This is a genomic window from Planomicrobium sp. CPCC 101110, assembly GCF_007859395.1.
Lineage (GTDB): Bacteria > Bacillota > Bacilli > Bacillales_A > Planococcaceae > Planococcus.
This window is the reverse complement of sequence record NZ_VOHD01000003.1, coordinates 1,111,366-1,127,021: the sequence shown is the minus strand read 5'-3', so window position 1 is coordinate 1,127,021 and position 15,656 is coordinate 1,111,366. Positions and strand designations below refer to the sequence as shown.

Sequence of the window (15,656 nt, the reverse complement as noted above, 5' to 3'; positions counted from 1 at the left end):
ATTTTTATTAAAAAAATCGAATTGTGTCCATCAATTGAAATTTTTGCACACAAAAAAACCGGCTTGTAAGCCGGTTTACTTTTTGTTTGCCAACCATTCCGCTACTGCATCTGCTTCTTCGCCTTCAATAATGTCCGCTGGCATACCGCCTTGTCCATTGTCGATAATGCTGCGGATTTCGTCTTGGGACAAACGCGATCCCACATTATTCAATGCCGGAAAATTCCCCGCACCCTCCAGATTCTCACCATGGCAGGAAATACAGTTTTGCTGGACAACTTGTTCCGGGTCTACCGAGGATGAACCGGAACCGCCGTCTTCTGCTGGCGGTGTTTCAGTTGTAGTTTCCCCGCCGCCGCCGCAAGCCCCTAGTGCGAGTGCAGAGCCCAGCATCATTGTTAACAATCCCTTTTTCATGTATGTTGCCTCCTCCAAGTTGTTTTTCACGTTATGTAAAGTATACCTAGTTTAAGAACGTTTAAAACCTTCGCCAAGAACTTCAGAAGCATCTGATACAATAACAAAGGCAGAAGGATCGGCCAATTTCACCACTTGTTTCAAACGGGTAAATTCCGTTTGATGGACCACGACCATAAGAAGCGGCTTTTCTGTATCTGTGTAACCGCCGGTTGCATTAAGCTTCGTCACTCCCCGGTCAACTTCTTCGTAGATAGCATCCCGGACTTCCACTTGTTTGTTGGTAATGATATAAACCAGCTTCGAACGCCCAAACCCGATTTGAACAAAATCGATGGTTTTTGTTGTGACGAACAGACCCACTAACGCATACAGCCCGCTTTCGATATCGAACACCAATGCTGCTGCCAAAACAATAAAGCCATCAATCAAAGCAATACTGGTTCCAAGCGAAAGGCCGGTGTATTTTGCAATGATCTGAGCTGCCAAATCCGTTCCGCCGGTCGAAGCTTTCGCCCTGAAAACAATGCCCAGCCCAAGGCCTATCATAATGCCGCCGAACAAAGAACCGAGCAAAGGATTTAGCGTCCATGGCTCCCACGCTTCTGTCAGGAAAACGACAAATGGCAAAAAAATTGTTCCGACCGCTGTCTTGATGCCAAAGTGCTTGCCTAACAGCACGATTCCTGCGATAAACAAAGGGATATTGAATGTCCATTGGACAAAAGCCGGCTTCCATTCAAATAGCCCGTACAAAATAGTGCTGATTCCACTGACGCCCCCAGATGCCACTTCATTTGGCAGCAAAAAAACGTTAAAGGAAATGGCCACAATAGCAGATCCGATAAGGACACCGATATAATCCCTAACAGCGGATAATGTTGGATGCGGCTCATTGTAGGATCGCTGCTGTTTTTTCTTCATCCCTATGATGCCTCTTTCTGTAAAGATTCTTGTAAAGTTCGTATGAGTCCTGTCAGAGTATAGCAAATGGCAGGCTTCTTGTGAACTTCATCCAGCTAAAGTACAGTTTCATTCCAGCATAAAAAGCAAAAAGGCCCGGAGCAATATTTGCTCCGGGCCTTTAAAATTATTGCATCTTAGACCGCAGTAGAGAATTGATAAATCCATCAATGTCCCCGTCCATGACAGCTTGGAGATTTCCTGTCTCGAAATTGGTGCGGTGGTCTTTTACCATCGAATATGGATGGAACACATAAGACCGGATTTGGCTTCCCCATCCGATTTCTTTTTGCTCGCCGCGGATTTCAAGCAACTCGGCTTCCTGCTCTTCAATCTTAAGTGCATAAAGTTTCGCTTTCAGCATTTGCATGGCCTTTTCACGGTTTTTGATCTGTGAGCGTTCTTGCTGGCATGTTACAACGGCGCCTGTAGGCAAATGCGTAATCCGCACCGCGGAGTCGGTCGTATTGATATGCTGTCCGCCAGCACCGCTTGCCCTGTATGTGTCGATTTTCAAATCTTCCGTACGGATATCGATTTCAATTTCTCCTGTAAACTCCGGCATAACTTCGCAAGACACGAATGATGTATGGCGGCGGCCAGATGAATCAAATGGTGAAATCCGGACAAGGCGGTGGACACCTTTTTCCGCTTTCAAATAGCCATATGCATTATGCCCTTTAATGCCTAATGTTACTGATTTGACTCCGGCTTCATCGCCTGCCAAGTAATCAAGCGTTTCCACTTTAAATCCGCGCTTTTCAGCCCAGCGAGTATACATGCGCAGCAGCATCGAACACCAATCTTGCGACTCGGTCCCACCTGCTCCTGGATGCAGCTCCAAAATAGCGTTGTTTTTATCGTATGGTTCGCTTAACAGCATCTGCAATTCATAATCGCTAAGTTCCGATAGGAATGTTTTCAGTTCCGAACTCAGCTCCTCGTGCAAGTCTTCATCCGCTTCTTCCCGAAGCAGCTCGAGTGTCATTTCCAGGTTTTCCTGGGTGTCGACAAACCCGTGATACGTATTAACAATATCTTTCAAACCGTTCAATTCGGAAATGACCACTTGGGCCTTTTCTTGGTTGTTCCAAAAATCGGGGTCAATCATCATTTCATCCAGTTCTTGAATCCGCGCCTCTTTGTTCTCTAAGTCAAAGAGACCCCCTAAAGTCCGCCAATTTCTTGGCTGATTTGTCGAGCTCATTGCGGATGTCTGCTAAATCCATCATCTATATGTTCCTCCTCAAAATAACACCGAAGAGCTTTAGCTCTTCGGTCTTGTTCATGCTTCCTATAGCGCTGCTGCCCCGTGGCAGTTTTTGTATTTCTTGCCGCTGCCGCAAGGGCAAGCGTCATTTCGGCCGATTTCAACGTTTTTGCGTGCCGGCTCTTTTTTCTTTTTGACTGGCGGCCCATCCTCTTTCGGGTTGACCGCTTGCCCCTTCGCCACTTCCTGGCGTTCCAGGTTATTGCGGATTTCCGCTTTCATGGCATACTTGGATACATCTTCTTCAATGGCTTCAACCATTGCTTCGAACATATTGAACCCTTCGTTCTGGTATTCGCGAAGCGGATCATTTTGACCATAGGCGCGCAAATGGATTCCTTGGCGCAATTGGTCCATTGCATCGATATGGTCAATCCATTTGGAATCGATTGAACGCAGCAGAACCACTTTTTCAAATTCACGCATGCGTTCCGGCGTCATTTCCGCTTCTTTCTCATCATAATGCTTTGTAACTTCCGATTTGATTAGATCGGTGATCTCTTCTTGAGATTTATCACGCAAATCCGCTTCAGTGATTGTATTTTCCGGAAGCAGATTAGCAGCAATTGTATCAGCGAGTGATTTTAAATGCCATTCTTCCGGCTTTTCATTGGATGTATGCACTGCAACCATCCGGTCAATTGTGCTGTCGATCATTTTCTCGACCAACGCGCGCATATCATCCGTTTCGATGACTTCCATACGCTCTTTATAGATGATTTCACGCTGCTGGCGCAATACATCATCATACTGCAGCAAGCGTTTCCGTGCATCAAAGTTGTTCCCTTCCACACGTTTCTGTGCAGATTCCACAGAGCGCGTAACCATTCGCGACTGCAGCGGCTGGGAATCGTCCATTCCAAGTTTCCCCATCATATTCCGCATCGCATCAGATCCAAAACGGCGCATCAAATCATCTTCAAGAGAAAGGTAGAATTGTGTAACGCCCGGGTCTCCTTGACGTCCTGAACGCCCTCGCAGCTGATTATCGATCCGGCGCGACTCATGGCGTTCCGTGCCAAGGACGGCCAAGCCGCCGACTTCTCTAACACCTTCGCCAAGTTTGATATCCGTACCTCGTCCTGCCATATTTGTCGCGATTGTCACAGCGCCTTTTTGTCCAGCCCCTAAAATGATTTCCGCTTCGAAGGCATGGTTCTTGGCATTCAGCACAGAGTGTTTGATGCCTTTTTTCGTCAGATAGTCCGAAATGATTTCAGACGTTTCAATGGCGACTGTGCCTACCAATACCGGCTGGCCTTTTTTATGGCGCTCCGCAATATCATCGCCTACCGCTTTGTACTTCCCGGCAATCGTTGCATAGATCAAATCGACCCGGTCGTCCCGGATGATCGGTTTGTTCGTTGGAATCGCAATAACGTTCATATTATATATGTTGCGGAACTCTTCTTCCTCTGTCTTCGCTGTCCCTGTCATGCCAGAGAGTTTGCTGTACATGCGGAAATAGTTCTGGAAAGTGACTGTTGCCATGGTCATCGATTCGTTTTGGACCTCTAAACCTTCTTTGGCTTCGATCGCTTGGTGCAAGCCGTCCGAATAGCGGCGGCCTTTCATCAAACGCCCTGTAAACTGATCGACAATGATGACTTCGCCGTCTTGGACCACATAATCGACATCTTTGTGCATCGTAACATGCGCTTTCAAAGCCTGGTTGATAGCATGGTTCAGCCGCACATGGTTCATGTCGAATAGGTTTTCGATCCCGAAAGCTTTTTCCACTTTTTCGATGCCGTCTTCCGTCAGCATAACGCCTTTGGTCGTTTCGTCATACGTATAATCGGTATCTTTAGTCAATACACGGATAAATGCATTCGCCTGCATATATAGCTGCGCGGCTTTTGCGGCTTGTCCGGAAATGATCAGCGGCGTACGCGCTTCATCGATCAAAATTGAATCGACTTCATCAATTACTGCGTAGTTCAATTCACGCTGAACCATTTCTTCTTTATAAAGCACCATATTATCACGCAAATAATCGAAGCCAAGCTCGTTATTTGTGCTATAGGTGATATCGGAAGCGTAAGCTTCACGTTTTTCTTCTTTCGTCAAGCTGTTCAAATTCAAGCCGATAGACAGGCCAAGCCATTGGAATAGCTTGCCCATTTCCTCAGCGTCGCGGCTTGCCAAGTATTCGTTGACAGTTACAACATGTACGCCTTTTTTCGATAAAGCGTTCAAATATACCGCCATAGTGGAAGTCAACGTTTTGCCTTCCCCGGTTTTCATCTCGGAAATATTGCCTTCATGAAGGGAAATGGCCCCCATGATTTGGACGCGGAACGGGAACATGCCCAGAACCCGCTTCGAGGCTTCACGAACCGTCGCAAACGCTTCTACCAATAAAGAATCCAAGGTTTCGCCTTTCTGGTAGCGCTCCATCAAATCCGGTGTTTTCCCTTGAAGTTCTTCATCAGAAAGAGCAGCAAACTCTGAAGCCAGGGCTTCTATTTCATCTGCTATTTTTTCAAATCTTTTTAATTCCCGTTTGTTTGGGTCGAATACTTTGTTCAATACTCCAAGCATTTATAACCGCTCCCTGCATAGTGTCCAGCCAGATAAAAAGACCGGATCGCCTTTGCTATAATAGTATAATTTTTAACGCAACGCTTTTGAAATTCCATAAATCCCTTGTGCGTTTCAGGCCTTTTCGAAAAATCTCACTTCTTATTTTAACACTGCATATACATCGGTGCAAATATCCGGACAGGTTTAGTTTGCGTTGATTCGCAGGAATCCAAGACAAACAAAAAAGCCTCTCGTCACGAGAGGCTTTCCCATTATCGCTTATGAAGGACTTGTTTCGATCAAACCGTAACTGCCGTCTTTGCGTTTATAGACAATATTCGTACCATTCGACTCTGCATCGGTAAATACAAAGAAATCATGTCCCAGCATATTCATCTGTAAAACCGCTTCTTCTTCATCCATCGGTTTCAAATCGAATTGTTTGGTGCGGACAATCGTTAAATCGTCTTCTTCTTCCGCTTCTTCGTTCTGGCTTCTCAGCTCATTCTCGGCTGCTGCAAATGCAACGCCGATTCCATCACGGTCACGGAATTTGCGGTTAACCTTTGTTTTATATTTTCGGATTTGGCGTTCCAATTTGCTTACAATCAAATCTACCGCCGCATATAACTCTATATGGCTTTCTTCGCCTCGCAGGGTTAAGTTCTTCATCGGTATCGTAACTTCCACTTTTGTTTGGCTGTGGTTGATTGATTTTAAATAAACCATCGCTGTAGCGTTCGTTCCCTCTGGGAAGTAACGCTCAATCTTGCTTATTTTTTTCTCAATATAGTCACGAACCGCTGGAGTTGCTTCTACGTTGTCTGCTTTAATATTAAATTGTAGCATCTTAACTCCTCCTTCTTGTATCTAGCTATACATTTCTATATCTTCCCTTTCCGTTCCTCCTTAAAACGTAAAAAAGTTTTGCCGTATGATAAAACAGGTAAACTAATTGGAAGGAGATGATAGGATGTTCATTGATAAAACTATTGTAGTGACAGGTGCTGCAAACGGCATCGGGAAAAGTATCGCCGAGCTCTTTGTATCTGAAAAGGCCCGCGTTATTGGATTGGACCTGGAAAACTTCACCCTAGAAGGCGTGGATTCCAGGCAATGTGATGTAGGAAACTTCCAGCAGGTAATAGACGTATTTGCGCAAATCCATCAAGATTACGGAGAAGTCCACGCGTTGATCAACAATGCGGGAGTCTCGGAATTCAAATCCATATGGGAGATTGAAGAGACTGACTGGAACCGCGTTCTTGACACCAATTTAAAAAGCGTATTCATCTGCAGCCGTGAAGCGGCGCGCTATATGACTGGAGATATCCGGTCAATTGTCAATATGGCTTCGACCCGGGCTTTTATGTCGGAACCCAACACTGAAACATACTCTGCTTCAAAAGGCGGCATATACGCATTGACCCATTCGCTGGCCGCAACTTTGAGCGAAAAAGAAATACGGGTGAATTCCATTGCACCAGGCTGGATTCATACAGGCGACACGGAAGAATTGCGGGAAGTCGACCATACCCAGCATTGGAGCGGACGCGTCGGCAAAGTGGAGGACATTGCACGCGCTTGCCTTTTCTTGAGCGACCCCCGCAATTCGTTCATTACCGGCGAGTGTTTGATCATAGATGGCGGCATGACACGAAAAATGATATATGAACATTAAAAAAAGCTTTCCGGCATTCCGGAAGGCTTTTTCTAACTGCGTATGAGGGCCAGAAAAGATATTTCCTCAGCCCCCGCTTTTTTCAATTCTTTTGCGGCGTGGCGCAATGTTGTTCCGGTAGTATACAAATCGTCCACCAGCAGTATTTTCCGAGGCACGTTTTTGCCGTTCCAATGGAAAAGATCGGGTGCAGACATCCGCTCTTTCTTTGTTTTTTTGCCTTGTACTTGTTCACTTTTTGTTAAATACTGTGAATATCGCAGACCCGCCGCTTCCAGCATGCAGTCAATTTGCGAAAATGTCCTTTCCTCTAATTTATCCGGATGCATAGGAATGGGAACTATAGCAGCTTTCGTTTTGCCCAGTTCATCGCGCAGCTGACGAGCGAATACTTCAGAAAGTACGATGTCTTGCAGAAATTTATACTGATGCAAAAAATCTTTCATAGCCTCATTATAATAGTACAAACTTGTGCCGCTTTGAAGAAGGCCTGCATATTCGGTCGTTTCCCAGTATCGGCAGTCTCTGCATAAGCCTTCATTCGGCAATCCGCAGATCGGGCAAACCGTGCCGCTTATTTTCATAAACCCGTTTTTGCACCTTCCACATATCACTTCTTGAATATCATTCAAAAAAAGCCCTCGCCAAGACGGCAATTGCGGCAGCTCACGCTCGCACAAATAACAATTCACCGGAACCCCTCCTTGTTATAAAAAAGGATTTGGCGTTTCGCTTTGTCCATTTGCCGGACGATGCCGTTATGAAAAAACACGATCTCTCCAGCCGGAAAATCAGAGGACCTGCCGACTCTCCCTGCAATCTGGATCAATGCAGCGGAATCGAAGACAGCTTCATCTGCTCCTACAACCGCAGCCTGCACATTTGGAATTGTAATTCCCCGTTCCAATATTGTAGAGGTAAGAACACCAGAAATTTTTCCTTCCCGAAGCTTTAGAACCTTTTCCTTTCTCTCGGGATCGGATGCATGGACCTTTTCAATGCGCGCATCCAGCTTTTTAAAAAGCGGAATCGCTTGTTCGATCAATTCAACCGTCGGCAAGAACACCAGGAACGGCTCTTTCTTGGCAAGCCGGTCATTTACCCAACGCGTTAATGATTTGGGTATTTTGTTTTTTGAAAAGATTTTTCTGTAGTTCCATAGCGGACGAAATTGCGGGACCGGCAATGGATGGCCGTGAAATCTTCCGAAAATCTTTGATTGGTTTGGAATCTCTTTCAGTAACCGATCAGAAGGGGTAGCCGAAACGTATACAATAGGCGACTCCCTTTTTTTCGCTTTTATGACGGCGCCTTCAAGAGATGGATCGAAGGAGTAAGGGAAAGCATCCGCTTCATCAACGATGATGGCATCAAAAGCATTTTCGAAGCGATACAGCTGATGGGTTGTCGCAATTACAATTTGGGCAAAACCGGTTTCTGCAGGAGAACCGCCGTATAACGTATGGATAACGGAATCAGGAAAAACCGCTTTGATGCGCGGCGATAATTCCAAAACAACATCAGTCCGAGGAGCGGCAATGCAGATACGCTGCCCTTTCTCCAACGCCTTAGCAAGCGGCGGAAACAGCAATTCAGTCTTCCCTGCTCCGCAGACGGCATAAACAAGATGGGATTGATTGCAGGAGAGGCTTTCTAGCACTTCATCAGAAGCGCGCTGCTGAGCATTTGTCAGCAAACCATTCCATATGAATGAATGGGGTGTTTTTGGTTTCGGGGATGGGTCCGCCCAATATATCAGTTCAGTACAGGAACTGACTCGGCCCATTTTCAAGCAATGCCGGCAATAATAACAAACGGACTGGCATTTCGCGCAGTTAAACGAGATGATTTTCTGAGGGGATCTTTCCAAACAACGGGTACATTCCTTATTTTCCGTAATTCCTTTTTTCACACCTATTTTTCCAGCGGCAATTGCAGAATCCACTTCTTCTTGCGCAAAAGGCATAAATTCCCTGAGCCAAATACGGCCTGTCAAAAATTGCTCAAGTTCTGTCAATGGCATCTTCCTTTCATGGTTTCTAATTCTCTTTTTCATTTTACCAGAATCCTTCCAATGAAAAACCAAAAACTTCTCGCTTTTATAGCGAGAAGTTTTTATGAGTTGCCTATAAAATGGAGGCTGGTGACTTTCCAATTCCCATCCTCTTTTATGAATACCACAACTTGCCTGCCGGATTGTTTGGTGCTTTTTTCCGAATTGGGATCTTCCACCAAGACATCAACTTCTGCAAAAACTTCTGCCCGGTTTTCCTCGTATCCAACAATGGTTTCATTGCCCGTTGAATAAGTGGTGTTGTAGACCTTGAATGCTTCTTCCAAAGCCGCTTCGTCTTCCGCACGGTCAAAGCCATCAGGATTTGAAGCGATTACGTTCATATAGCGCTGCAAGTCTTCCTCATTGAAAGCATCGATATATTCTTTGTATGCAGCCAGCACTTCGTCCGCCTCTTCTTCCGGAACATCGGCTTCAACCACTTTACCGTCATCACCTAACGTAAAACCGACCGACTCATCTTCTATTCCATGGTCGACTGCGTTGTTTTCATTTGCCGAATTGCCGTCTTCGACCGTGTTCCCATTTACTGAAGGCTCTTCTGAATCTGAACAAGCAGCCAGCGCCAGTGCCAAGCCTGCCATTACCATCATTTTTTTCATCCATCATTCCTCCTGCGTTTCATTTTGCCATAGCAGGTACCGTAATTCAAATGAAGAAACTGTGACCAAAAGAAAACAAAAGACCTTGCAGCTAAAGCTGCAAGGTCTTTTCTGATCAGCGTACTTCTACCCAGCCATTTTTGATGGCTGTTACCACTGCCTGGGTCCGGTCATTCACTTGCATTTTTTGCAAAATACTGGAAACATGGTTTTTTACCGTTTTTTCCGAGATGAACAATGTCTCGCCGATCACCCGGTTGCTTTGGCCATCCGTCAATAGTTGAAGAACTTCACTTTCACGTTTGGTAAGCAAATGATATGGGCGGCGGATTTCCGTTTGATGGAACGATCCTTTGTTTTCACGTTCACTTAAACGGCGGAATTCCATAACCAAATTGCGTGTCACTTTCGGATGCAAGTACGAACCGCCTTTTGCTACCACTTTGATCGCCTGAATGATTGCTTCAGCATCCATTTCTTTTAGCATATAACCAAGGGCACCTGTTTTTAATGCATGTGTCACATATGATTCATCGTCATGAATTGACAGCATAATGACTTTAGCATCCGGGTATTTGTCCATCAATTCCCCGGTCGCTTCCACTCCGTTTTTCTGCGGCATGTTGATATCCATCAATACCACATCCGGCTTGTATTCTTCGTATAATTTCAAGACTTCATTTCCGTCTCCGCCTTCTGCGACGACTTCAAAAGAATCTTCGAAATCCAATATTCGTTTTACTCCCTCACGGAACAGTTGGTGATCGTCTACAATTATTATTTTCGTCATTATGTTGTCCTCCTCGAATACCGTATCTTATATACCCAATTTAAAAGGAATTTGAAACATCAACACTGTCCCATTGCCGGGAGAAGAATTGATGAAAAAATCGCCTTCTATCAGATCGATTCTTTCTTTCATGCCAATCAACCCAAAAGATTGATTTTTTACGATGCTCTGGTCAAATCCAGAGCCATTATCTTTCACAACTATGGTTGCTTGATTTTTTAGCCACTCGACTTTAACGTCAATGCTCGTTGCTTTGCCATGCCGAATCGCATTTGAAGTAGCTTCTTGCACCAGCCGAAATACTGATGTTTCGTGATTGGCAGGCAAACGGACTTCCATGCCGTTCGATTGAAACATGATTCGTACGCCTTGGTTATAATCTTCAATAGTTTCAAGGTATTTTTTCAATGTCGGCACAAGGCCCAAATCGTCTAACGCCATCGGCCGCAAATCATAAATGATTCTTCGGACTTCGGTAAGAGCATCGCGCACCATTTCTTTTAAAGAAGAAATTTCTCGAAAAGCGGCCTCAGATCCTTTTTCCCGATACGTCCGTTCGATAAGGTCAGAACGAAGAAGAACGTTTGCCATCATTTGGGCGGGACCATCGTGGATTTCCCGTGACAGCCGTTTTCGCTCATCCTCTTGCGCTTCAATAATACGCAAGCTATAATCTTGCTTTAGCTTTGTATTATCAATGGCATCTCCAACATCTTCCAAATCGGAAGTCAGGTAATTTGTTGTTATATTAACCTGATTGACTAAGCGTTCAGCCCGTTCAATCGTTTGCAGCAAAGTCTGCAATCGGCGTTGCAAACCATCCCTCTTTTTTCGATACTGTTTTTCTTCAGAACGGTTCAACGCCAATTGAATCTGCAATTCGTTTGCCTGCTCATATGCTTTCTTGATTTGGCTTTCACTATACGATCCAAATGAACGCGACACTTCCGCTAAACGCCTGCGGGCAGTACGGGTTTTTTCTTCTAGTAAGTCGCCAGCTTTTATGACGGAGGAAATATTGGTTCGCACTTCTTCAAGCTCATCTTTCATTTCCTCATAACTTTGCCGACTTTGTTCACTAATTAAAAAAATTTCCTGTTTCGACTGCTCCATAGTCGCAATCAAATGATCAAAAATGGAATCAAGACCTTTTCCATTCATTTTATTAGCCATTTTATAACCGCCTTAGCTGCACTCCACTATGCTAAAGTGAATAAACTTTATTTCTTTATGCCTGCTATAATATTAACAAGTATATCACTATATAAGGAAAGTCGTATAAATAAACATATTACTAATTATCTGATTACATTCTACTACAGGGGGAATTAAAATGCGAGAGAATTACAAAACCGTGGGCGAAATAGCCGATGCGGAAATTATTATTCAAAAATCGAGGTTTATAGGCTATGCCGCCAGGGCGGAAACAGAGAAAGGCGCAATTGAATTTATCGACTCCATCAAAGCCATCCACCGCTCTGCCACTCATAATTGCTCCGCTTATCTGATCGGCGAACATGATTCTATCCAAAAAGCGAATGACGACGGGGAACCTAGCGGAACAGCCGGCGTTCCTATTTTAGAAGTATTGAAAAAACAGGGGCTAAAAGATACGGTAGTTGTCATAACACGCTATTATGGCGGAATCAAATTAGGCGGGGGCGGTTTGATCCGGGCCTATGGTAAAGCAACTACAGAAGCTTTGAACGCTGCCGGTATCGTCGAACGGAGATTGCATCATCTTATGAAAATCTCCGTTGACTATAGTTGGCTTGGGAAAGTAGAAAACGAAATACGCCAGTCCGAATACCTACTCAAAGAAATTCAGTATACAGACGGAGTTGACCTTTTTGTCCATATTCCTGCAGAAAAGGAAACGGTTTTTACCAATTGGATGAACGAAATTACCAATGGCCAAGCGAAAGTTCGCTGTAATCAGAAAGAATTTCTGGAATTTAAAATAACATGAGACTTTTCGTTTACGGCATGGGAAATTCGCTGTATAATAGATTTTAAAAGTTTAAGGACAAATTGGAAAAATCGAATTGAATACTCGGTTAGCCATCCCTAAAAAAGGAGCTTTAACCATGAACCGTAAAAATTTCCGGAAGAATAAGTCGAGCAAAAAACGCACGGCTATCAAGATTCTTTTGACACTGGCTGTTTCACTTCTGATTTGCGGATCTGCCTATGGAATATATCTAGTTAAAAAAGCGGAAAATGCGGCAAATCTAGCATTTCAACAACTTGAAGACCGGGAGATGTCTGAACTTCGCGAGGAACAAGTTGAACCGCTGCATGATGACATTTCCATCTTATTCATCGGCGTCGACAATAGTGCAAAACGCGGAGCTGCCGACAGCAATACGCGCTCTGATGCTTTAGTGCTTGCTACTTTGAATAACGCTGATAAATCAGTTAAGCTTGTCAGCATCCCCCGTGACACCTACACGCTTATACCTGATGCAGGTTATGAGGATAAAATCACTCATGCATATGGATATAGTGGCCCTTCTTCTACTATTGAAGCTGTTGAAGAATTATTGGATGTTCCAGTCGATTATTACGTTAATATGAATTTTGATGCATTTATTGACGTAGTGGATGCTCTTGGCGGAATCACTGCTGAAGTGCCGTATGATTTGAAAGAACAAGATGAAAACGATAAAAAAGACGCAATCGTTCTACAAAAGGGAATTCAAAACCTTAACGGCAGTCAGGCTCTCGCACTTGCCAGAACACGCCATTACGATAATGATATCGAACGTGGAAAGCGCCAGCAAATGATTTTACAGGCAATTATGGATAAAGCATTATCCGCTGGTTCGATTACCAAGTATGGCGATGTTATCGAAGCGGTTGGCGATAATATGAAAACTAACTTGTCATTCCAAGATATGCAGGCATTTTTTGAATATGCTAAAGGCGGCAAGCCCGATGTTGAAACATTGACTGTCGATGGTTATGATGATATGTCGACTGGCATCTATTACTGGAAGCTGGATGAAGAATCCCTTATGGAAGTTCAAGACATATTACGAAGCCACTTAGGGCTACAACCAGATACTTCAAGTATATCCGACAATGGAGACACTGAACTTGCAGAAACCCCGGCAAGCACTGAAACCTCACAGTAAACTGTGAGGTTTTTTGCTGGCCAATATAAAAAAACAAACGGATTGGACAAAGGCTTTGTCCAATCCGTTATTTTCCAATCATTTTAACTAGATTTATAAGTGGCCGATAATTCTTTCCGGCCAATCCTACAACTTCCACAAACAACTCGATTGCGATTAAAATGAGGCTGATAAGCAGAAGTCCTCCCCACAATGTCGCTTGAGAGAACAACAATGCTGCCAGGCCAAATAGAATGGCCACTCCATAAATGATCAATACGGTCTGGCTATGCGAAAAACCGATATTTAACAAACAATGGTGCAAATGGGATTTGTCAGCAGCTGACAACGGCTGCTTTTCACGCAAGCGACGGACAATCGCGAAAAAGGTATCGGAAATCGGTACACCTAACATGATGATTGGGATTATGAGTGCAACAATCGTAACATTCTTGAAGCCCATCAAGGCAAATACAGAAATCATGAACCCTAAAAACAAAGCTCCAGTATCTCCAAGAAAAATCTTTGCCGGATAGAAGTTGTAAAATAAGAAACCAAGCGAGCTGGCGGCAAGCAAAGCCGTGAGTGTCATGACAAAAATGTCTCCCATGATAAAGGCCATTACAGAAAGGGTCAGCAGCGCAATTGAAGAAACGCCGGTAGCCAACCCATCAAGCCCATCAATCAAATTAATGGCGTTTGTGATGCCGATAATCCATATAAGGGTTAACGGAGCACTGAAATAACCGAAATCCAATTCACCGCCAAAAGGCAAGTTGATGAATGAAATTTCCAATCCACCGCCAATAACGATAATACTGGCGGCTAGAAATTGGCCTACCAATTTTGCTTTGGCTGTTATTTCATATATATCATCTAAAACACCCGTTATGATAATCAGAAAAGCACCAATCAATATCGCTGAATCAAGTGGAATAAATCCCGCTTCTGCCGGACCGAAAGCCGGTTCACTGGGATGCAAGATGAAATACCCGATCAAAAACGATCCAAATATAGCTAGTCCGCCTAATCGCGGCATGATTTTCGCATGTACTTTCCGGTAATTGGGACGGTCGACTGCTCCTAAGCGAAAAGCAAGCCGCTTGACAATTGGAGTCAGAACAATCGAAGCGATGAATGCCACAACCATAGTTAGGTATAGCATATTTATCCTCCTTAGAACTCAACAATATACATAAGAATCCATTATTTGATTATACCACCTCGCAGTATAAAATAAAACCTTATCTATATCCATTTTGTTCAATCTTTTGAGTACTTAGACGTGCTTTGCCGCAGAAGGTTTCGTTAGTTTTACCCTGTATTGAAAAAAAATTCTACCGATGCAAAGCCTAGCCGTGTGATTAAATTCTTGTATTTTTATGCCCATATCCATTTTCCCCTTTTCTTCTCTCAGCATTTCCCCTTCTCATTCATTTGAATTTCAATTTACGGAAACCAAAAGATTCGCTTTTCCATGTTGAAAAGCGAACGAATTCACTCTGGTTCAACTGTTAAATTCAAATTTCCTTTCAAACCATTTCTTCCACCGGCTTTCGCCATCTGGCATTTCCCCTACAATATGATATAATATTATTAGTTGGAATATTACAATAAATTCGACTAGAGGTGCTAACCGGAATGAATGGCGATCTGCAATTTTATGCAGTGAAGACCGAGTGGTCTCCTTGGGACGAAGCAGCCGTGCTTAAAATGGGCTACGAAATGCGCGCCGAATTGGCCAAAGCAATCACTTGCGCAGGATTATTAGTCGACTTGTCCATGGACCAGCATGAAGCAGTGCGAAAAGGGGTTGCACAAAACCCGCATACCCCCATTACCACACTTCGAAGATTAGCCGAGCAAGACCTTTGCAGCAGTGTGCAAGACGCCGCACAAAATACCTTACGCATCCTGGCTTCTTAGTGCAGCAACTGATATAAGAGCTCAACGTTTGAAAACGCGGAAAAAAGGCTAAACAAGTTATAAGACAACGAGAAGGAGGAATTTCTAATGAGCAACAGTGGAGGATTTTCTGACAAACTTAAGAGTGCTGTGAGCAAAGGCAAAGGTGAAATAAAAGACCAAGTCGGCAATGCGACTGGCGACCATCAAAAGCAAAATGAAGGCAAGATGGATAAAGCCAAAGGCGAGTTTCAAAAAACTGTCGGTGATTTCAAAGACGCAACTAAACCTAAACATTAAAAAACCGGTCTC

The 15,656-nt window shown here is 44.1% G+C and carries 16 protein-coding genes; 5 read left to right on the top strand and 11 right to left on the bottom strand.

Annotation, left to right across the window (positions count from 1 at the left end; all coding sequences use genetic code 11):
- Positions 1-75: 75 nt before the first annotated feature.
- From cccB to hpf, 5 genes are all read right to left on the bottom strand, one after another.
- Positions 76-417 (bottom strand): cytochrome c551, encoded by a 342-nt coding sequence (gene cccB / locus FQV30_RS05480; RefSeq protein ID WP_146499097.1) that lies wholly within the window; start codon positions 415-417, stop codon positions 76-78.
- 51 nt (positions 418-468) lie between these two features.
- Positions 469-1,341, bottom strand: coding sequence for a YitT family protein (locus FQV30_RS05475; RefSeq protein WP_146499096.1), 873 nt, complete (start codon positions 1,339-1,341; stop codon positions 469-471).
- Between the two features lie 166 nt (positions 1,342-1,507).
- A protein-coding gene (prfB, locus tag FQV30_RS05470; protein WP_146499590.1) for a peptide chain release factor 2 occupies positions 1,508-2,609 on the bottom strand; the annotation gives its coding sequence in 2 pieces (ribosomal slippage) (positions 1,508-2,536 and positions 2,538-2,609; 1,101 coding nt in all).
- A 65-nt stretch (positions 2,610-2,674) separates the two neighbouring features.
- Positions 2,675-5,194, bottom strand: coding sequence for a preprotein translocase subunit SecA (gene secA / locus FQV30_RS05465; RefSeq protein ID WP_146499095.1), 2,520 nt, complete (start codon positions 5,192-5,194; stop codon positions 2,675-2,677).
- A 261-nt stretch (positions 5,195-5,455) separates the two neighbouring features.
- Positions 5,456-6,025 carry a ribosome hibernation-promoting factor, HPF/YfiA family gene (gene hpf / locus FQV30_RS05460; protein WP_146499094.1) on the bottom strand — a complete coding sequence of 190 codons (570 nt, stop codon included), beginning with the start codon at positions 6,023-6,025 and terminating at the stop codon, positions 5,456-5,458.
- A 124-nt stretch (positions 6,026-6,149) separates the two neighbouring features.
- Between hpf and FQV30_RS05455 the strand changes: the two genes are divergently transcribed.
- The gene (locus tag FQV30_RS05455; protein ID WP_146499093.1) at positions 6,150-6,857 is read left to right on the top strand and encodes an SDR family NAD(P)-dependent oxidoreductase; all 708 of its coding nucleotides are present in this window, start codon (positions 6,150-6,152) and stop codon (positions 6,855-6,857) included.
- A gap of 32 nt (positions 6,858-6,889) precedes the next feature.
- Here FQV30_RS05455 and FQV30_RS18160 read toward each other — a convergent pair whose 3' ends face one another.
- The 5 genes from FQV30_RS18160 to FQV30_RS05430 form a co-directional block, all read right to left on the bottom strand.
- Positions 6,890-7,549: a ComF family protein gene (locus tag FQV30_RS18160; RefSeq protein WP_255473322.1), complete on the bottom strand. Its 660-nt coding sequence runs from the start codon at positions 7,547-7,549 to the stop codon at positions 6,890-6,892.
- Entirely contained in the window at positions 7,546-8,913 is a 1,368-nt protein-coding gene (locus tag FQV30_RS05445) for an ATP-dependent helicase ComFA (protein WP_255473321.1), read from the bottom strand. Before FQV30_RS05445 ends, FQV30_RS18160 begins: the two co-directional genes overlap by 4 nt.
- Before the next feature lie 59 nt (positions 8,914-8,972).
- Positions 8,973-9,533 carry a nuclear transport factor 2 family protein gene (locus FQV30_RS05440; protein ID WP_146499092.1) on the bottom strand — a complete coding sequence of 187 codons (561 nt, stop codon included), beginning with the start codon at positions 9,531-9,533 and terminating at the stop codon, positions 8,973-8,975.
- A gap of 115 nt (positions 9,534-9,648) precedes the next feature.
- The gene (locus FQV30_RS05435; RefSeq protein ID WP_146499091.1) at positions 9,649-10,323 is read right to left on the bottom strand and encodes a response regulator; all 675 of its coding nucleotides are present in this window, start codon (positions 10,321-10,323) and stop codon (positions 9,649-9,651) included.
- A 27-nt stretch (positions 10,324-10,350) separates the two neighbouring features.
- Positions 10,351-11,496, bottom strand: a complete 1,146-nt coding sequence (locus FQV30_RS05430; protein ID WP_146499090.1) for a sensor histidine kinase — start codon at positions 11,494-11,496, stop codon at positions 10,351-10,353.
- 160 nt (positions 11,497-11,656) lie between these two features.
- Between FQV30_RS05430 and FQV30_RS05425 the strand changes: the two genes are divergently transcribed.
- Positions 11,657-12,292 (top strand): YigZ family protein, encoded by a 636-nt coding sequence (locus FQV30_RS05425; protein ID WP_146499089.1) that lies wholly within the window; start codon positions 11,657-11,659, stop codon positions 12,290-12,292.
- Between the two features lie 118 nt (positions 12,293-12,410).
- Entirely contained in the window at positions 12,411-13,460 is a 1,050-nt protein-coding gene (locus FQV30_RS05420) for an LCP family protein (RefSeq protein WP_146499088.1), read from the top strand.
- A 67-nt stretch (positions 13,461-13,527) separates the two neighbouring features.
- On the opposite strand, the gene FQV30_RS05415 is transcribed toward FQV30_RS05420, so the two are convergent.
- On the bottom strand, positions 13,528-14,604 hold the full coding sequence (locus tag FQV30_RS05415; RefSeq protein ID WP_146499087.1) for a glycosyltransferase family 4 protein: 1,077 nt from the start codon (positions 14,602-14,604) through the stop codon (positions 13,528-13,530).
- Positions 14,605-15,080: 476 nt separating this feature from the next.
- Between FQV30_RS05415 and FQV30_RS05410 the strand changes: the two genes are divergently transcribed.
- Positions 15,081-15,365, top strand: coding sequence for a hypothetical protein (locus FQV30_RS05410; protein ID WP_146499086.1), 285 nt, complete (start codon positions 15,081-15,083; stop codon positions 15,363-15,365).
- A gap of 87 nt (positions 15,366-15,452) precedes the next feature.
- Positions 15,453-15,644 carry a CsbD family protein gene (locus FQV30_RS05405; RefSeq protein ID WP_146499085.1) on the top strand — a complete coding sequence of 64 codons (192 nt, stop codon included), beginning with the start codon at positions 15,453-15,455 and terminating at the stop codon, positions 15,642-15,644.
- The last annotated feature ends 12 nt before the right edge of the window (positions 15,645-15,656 follow it).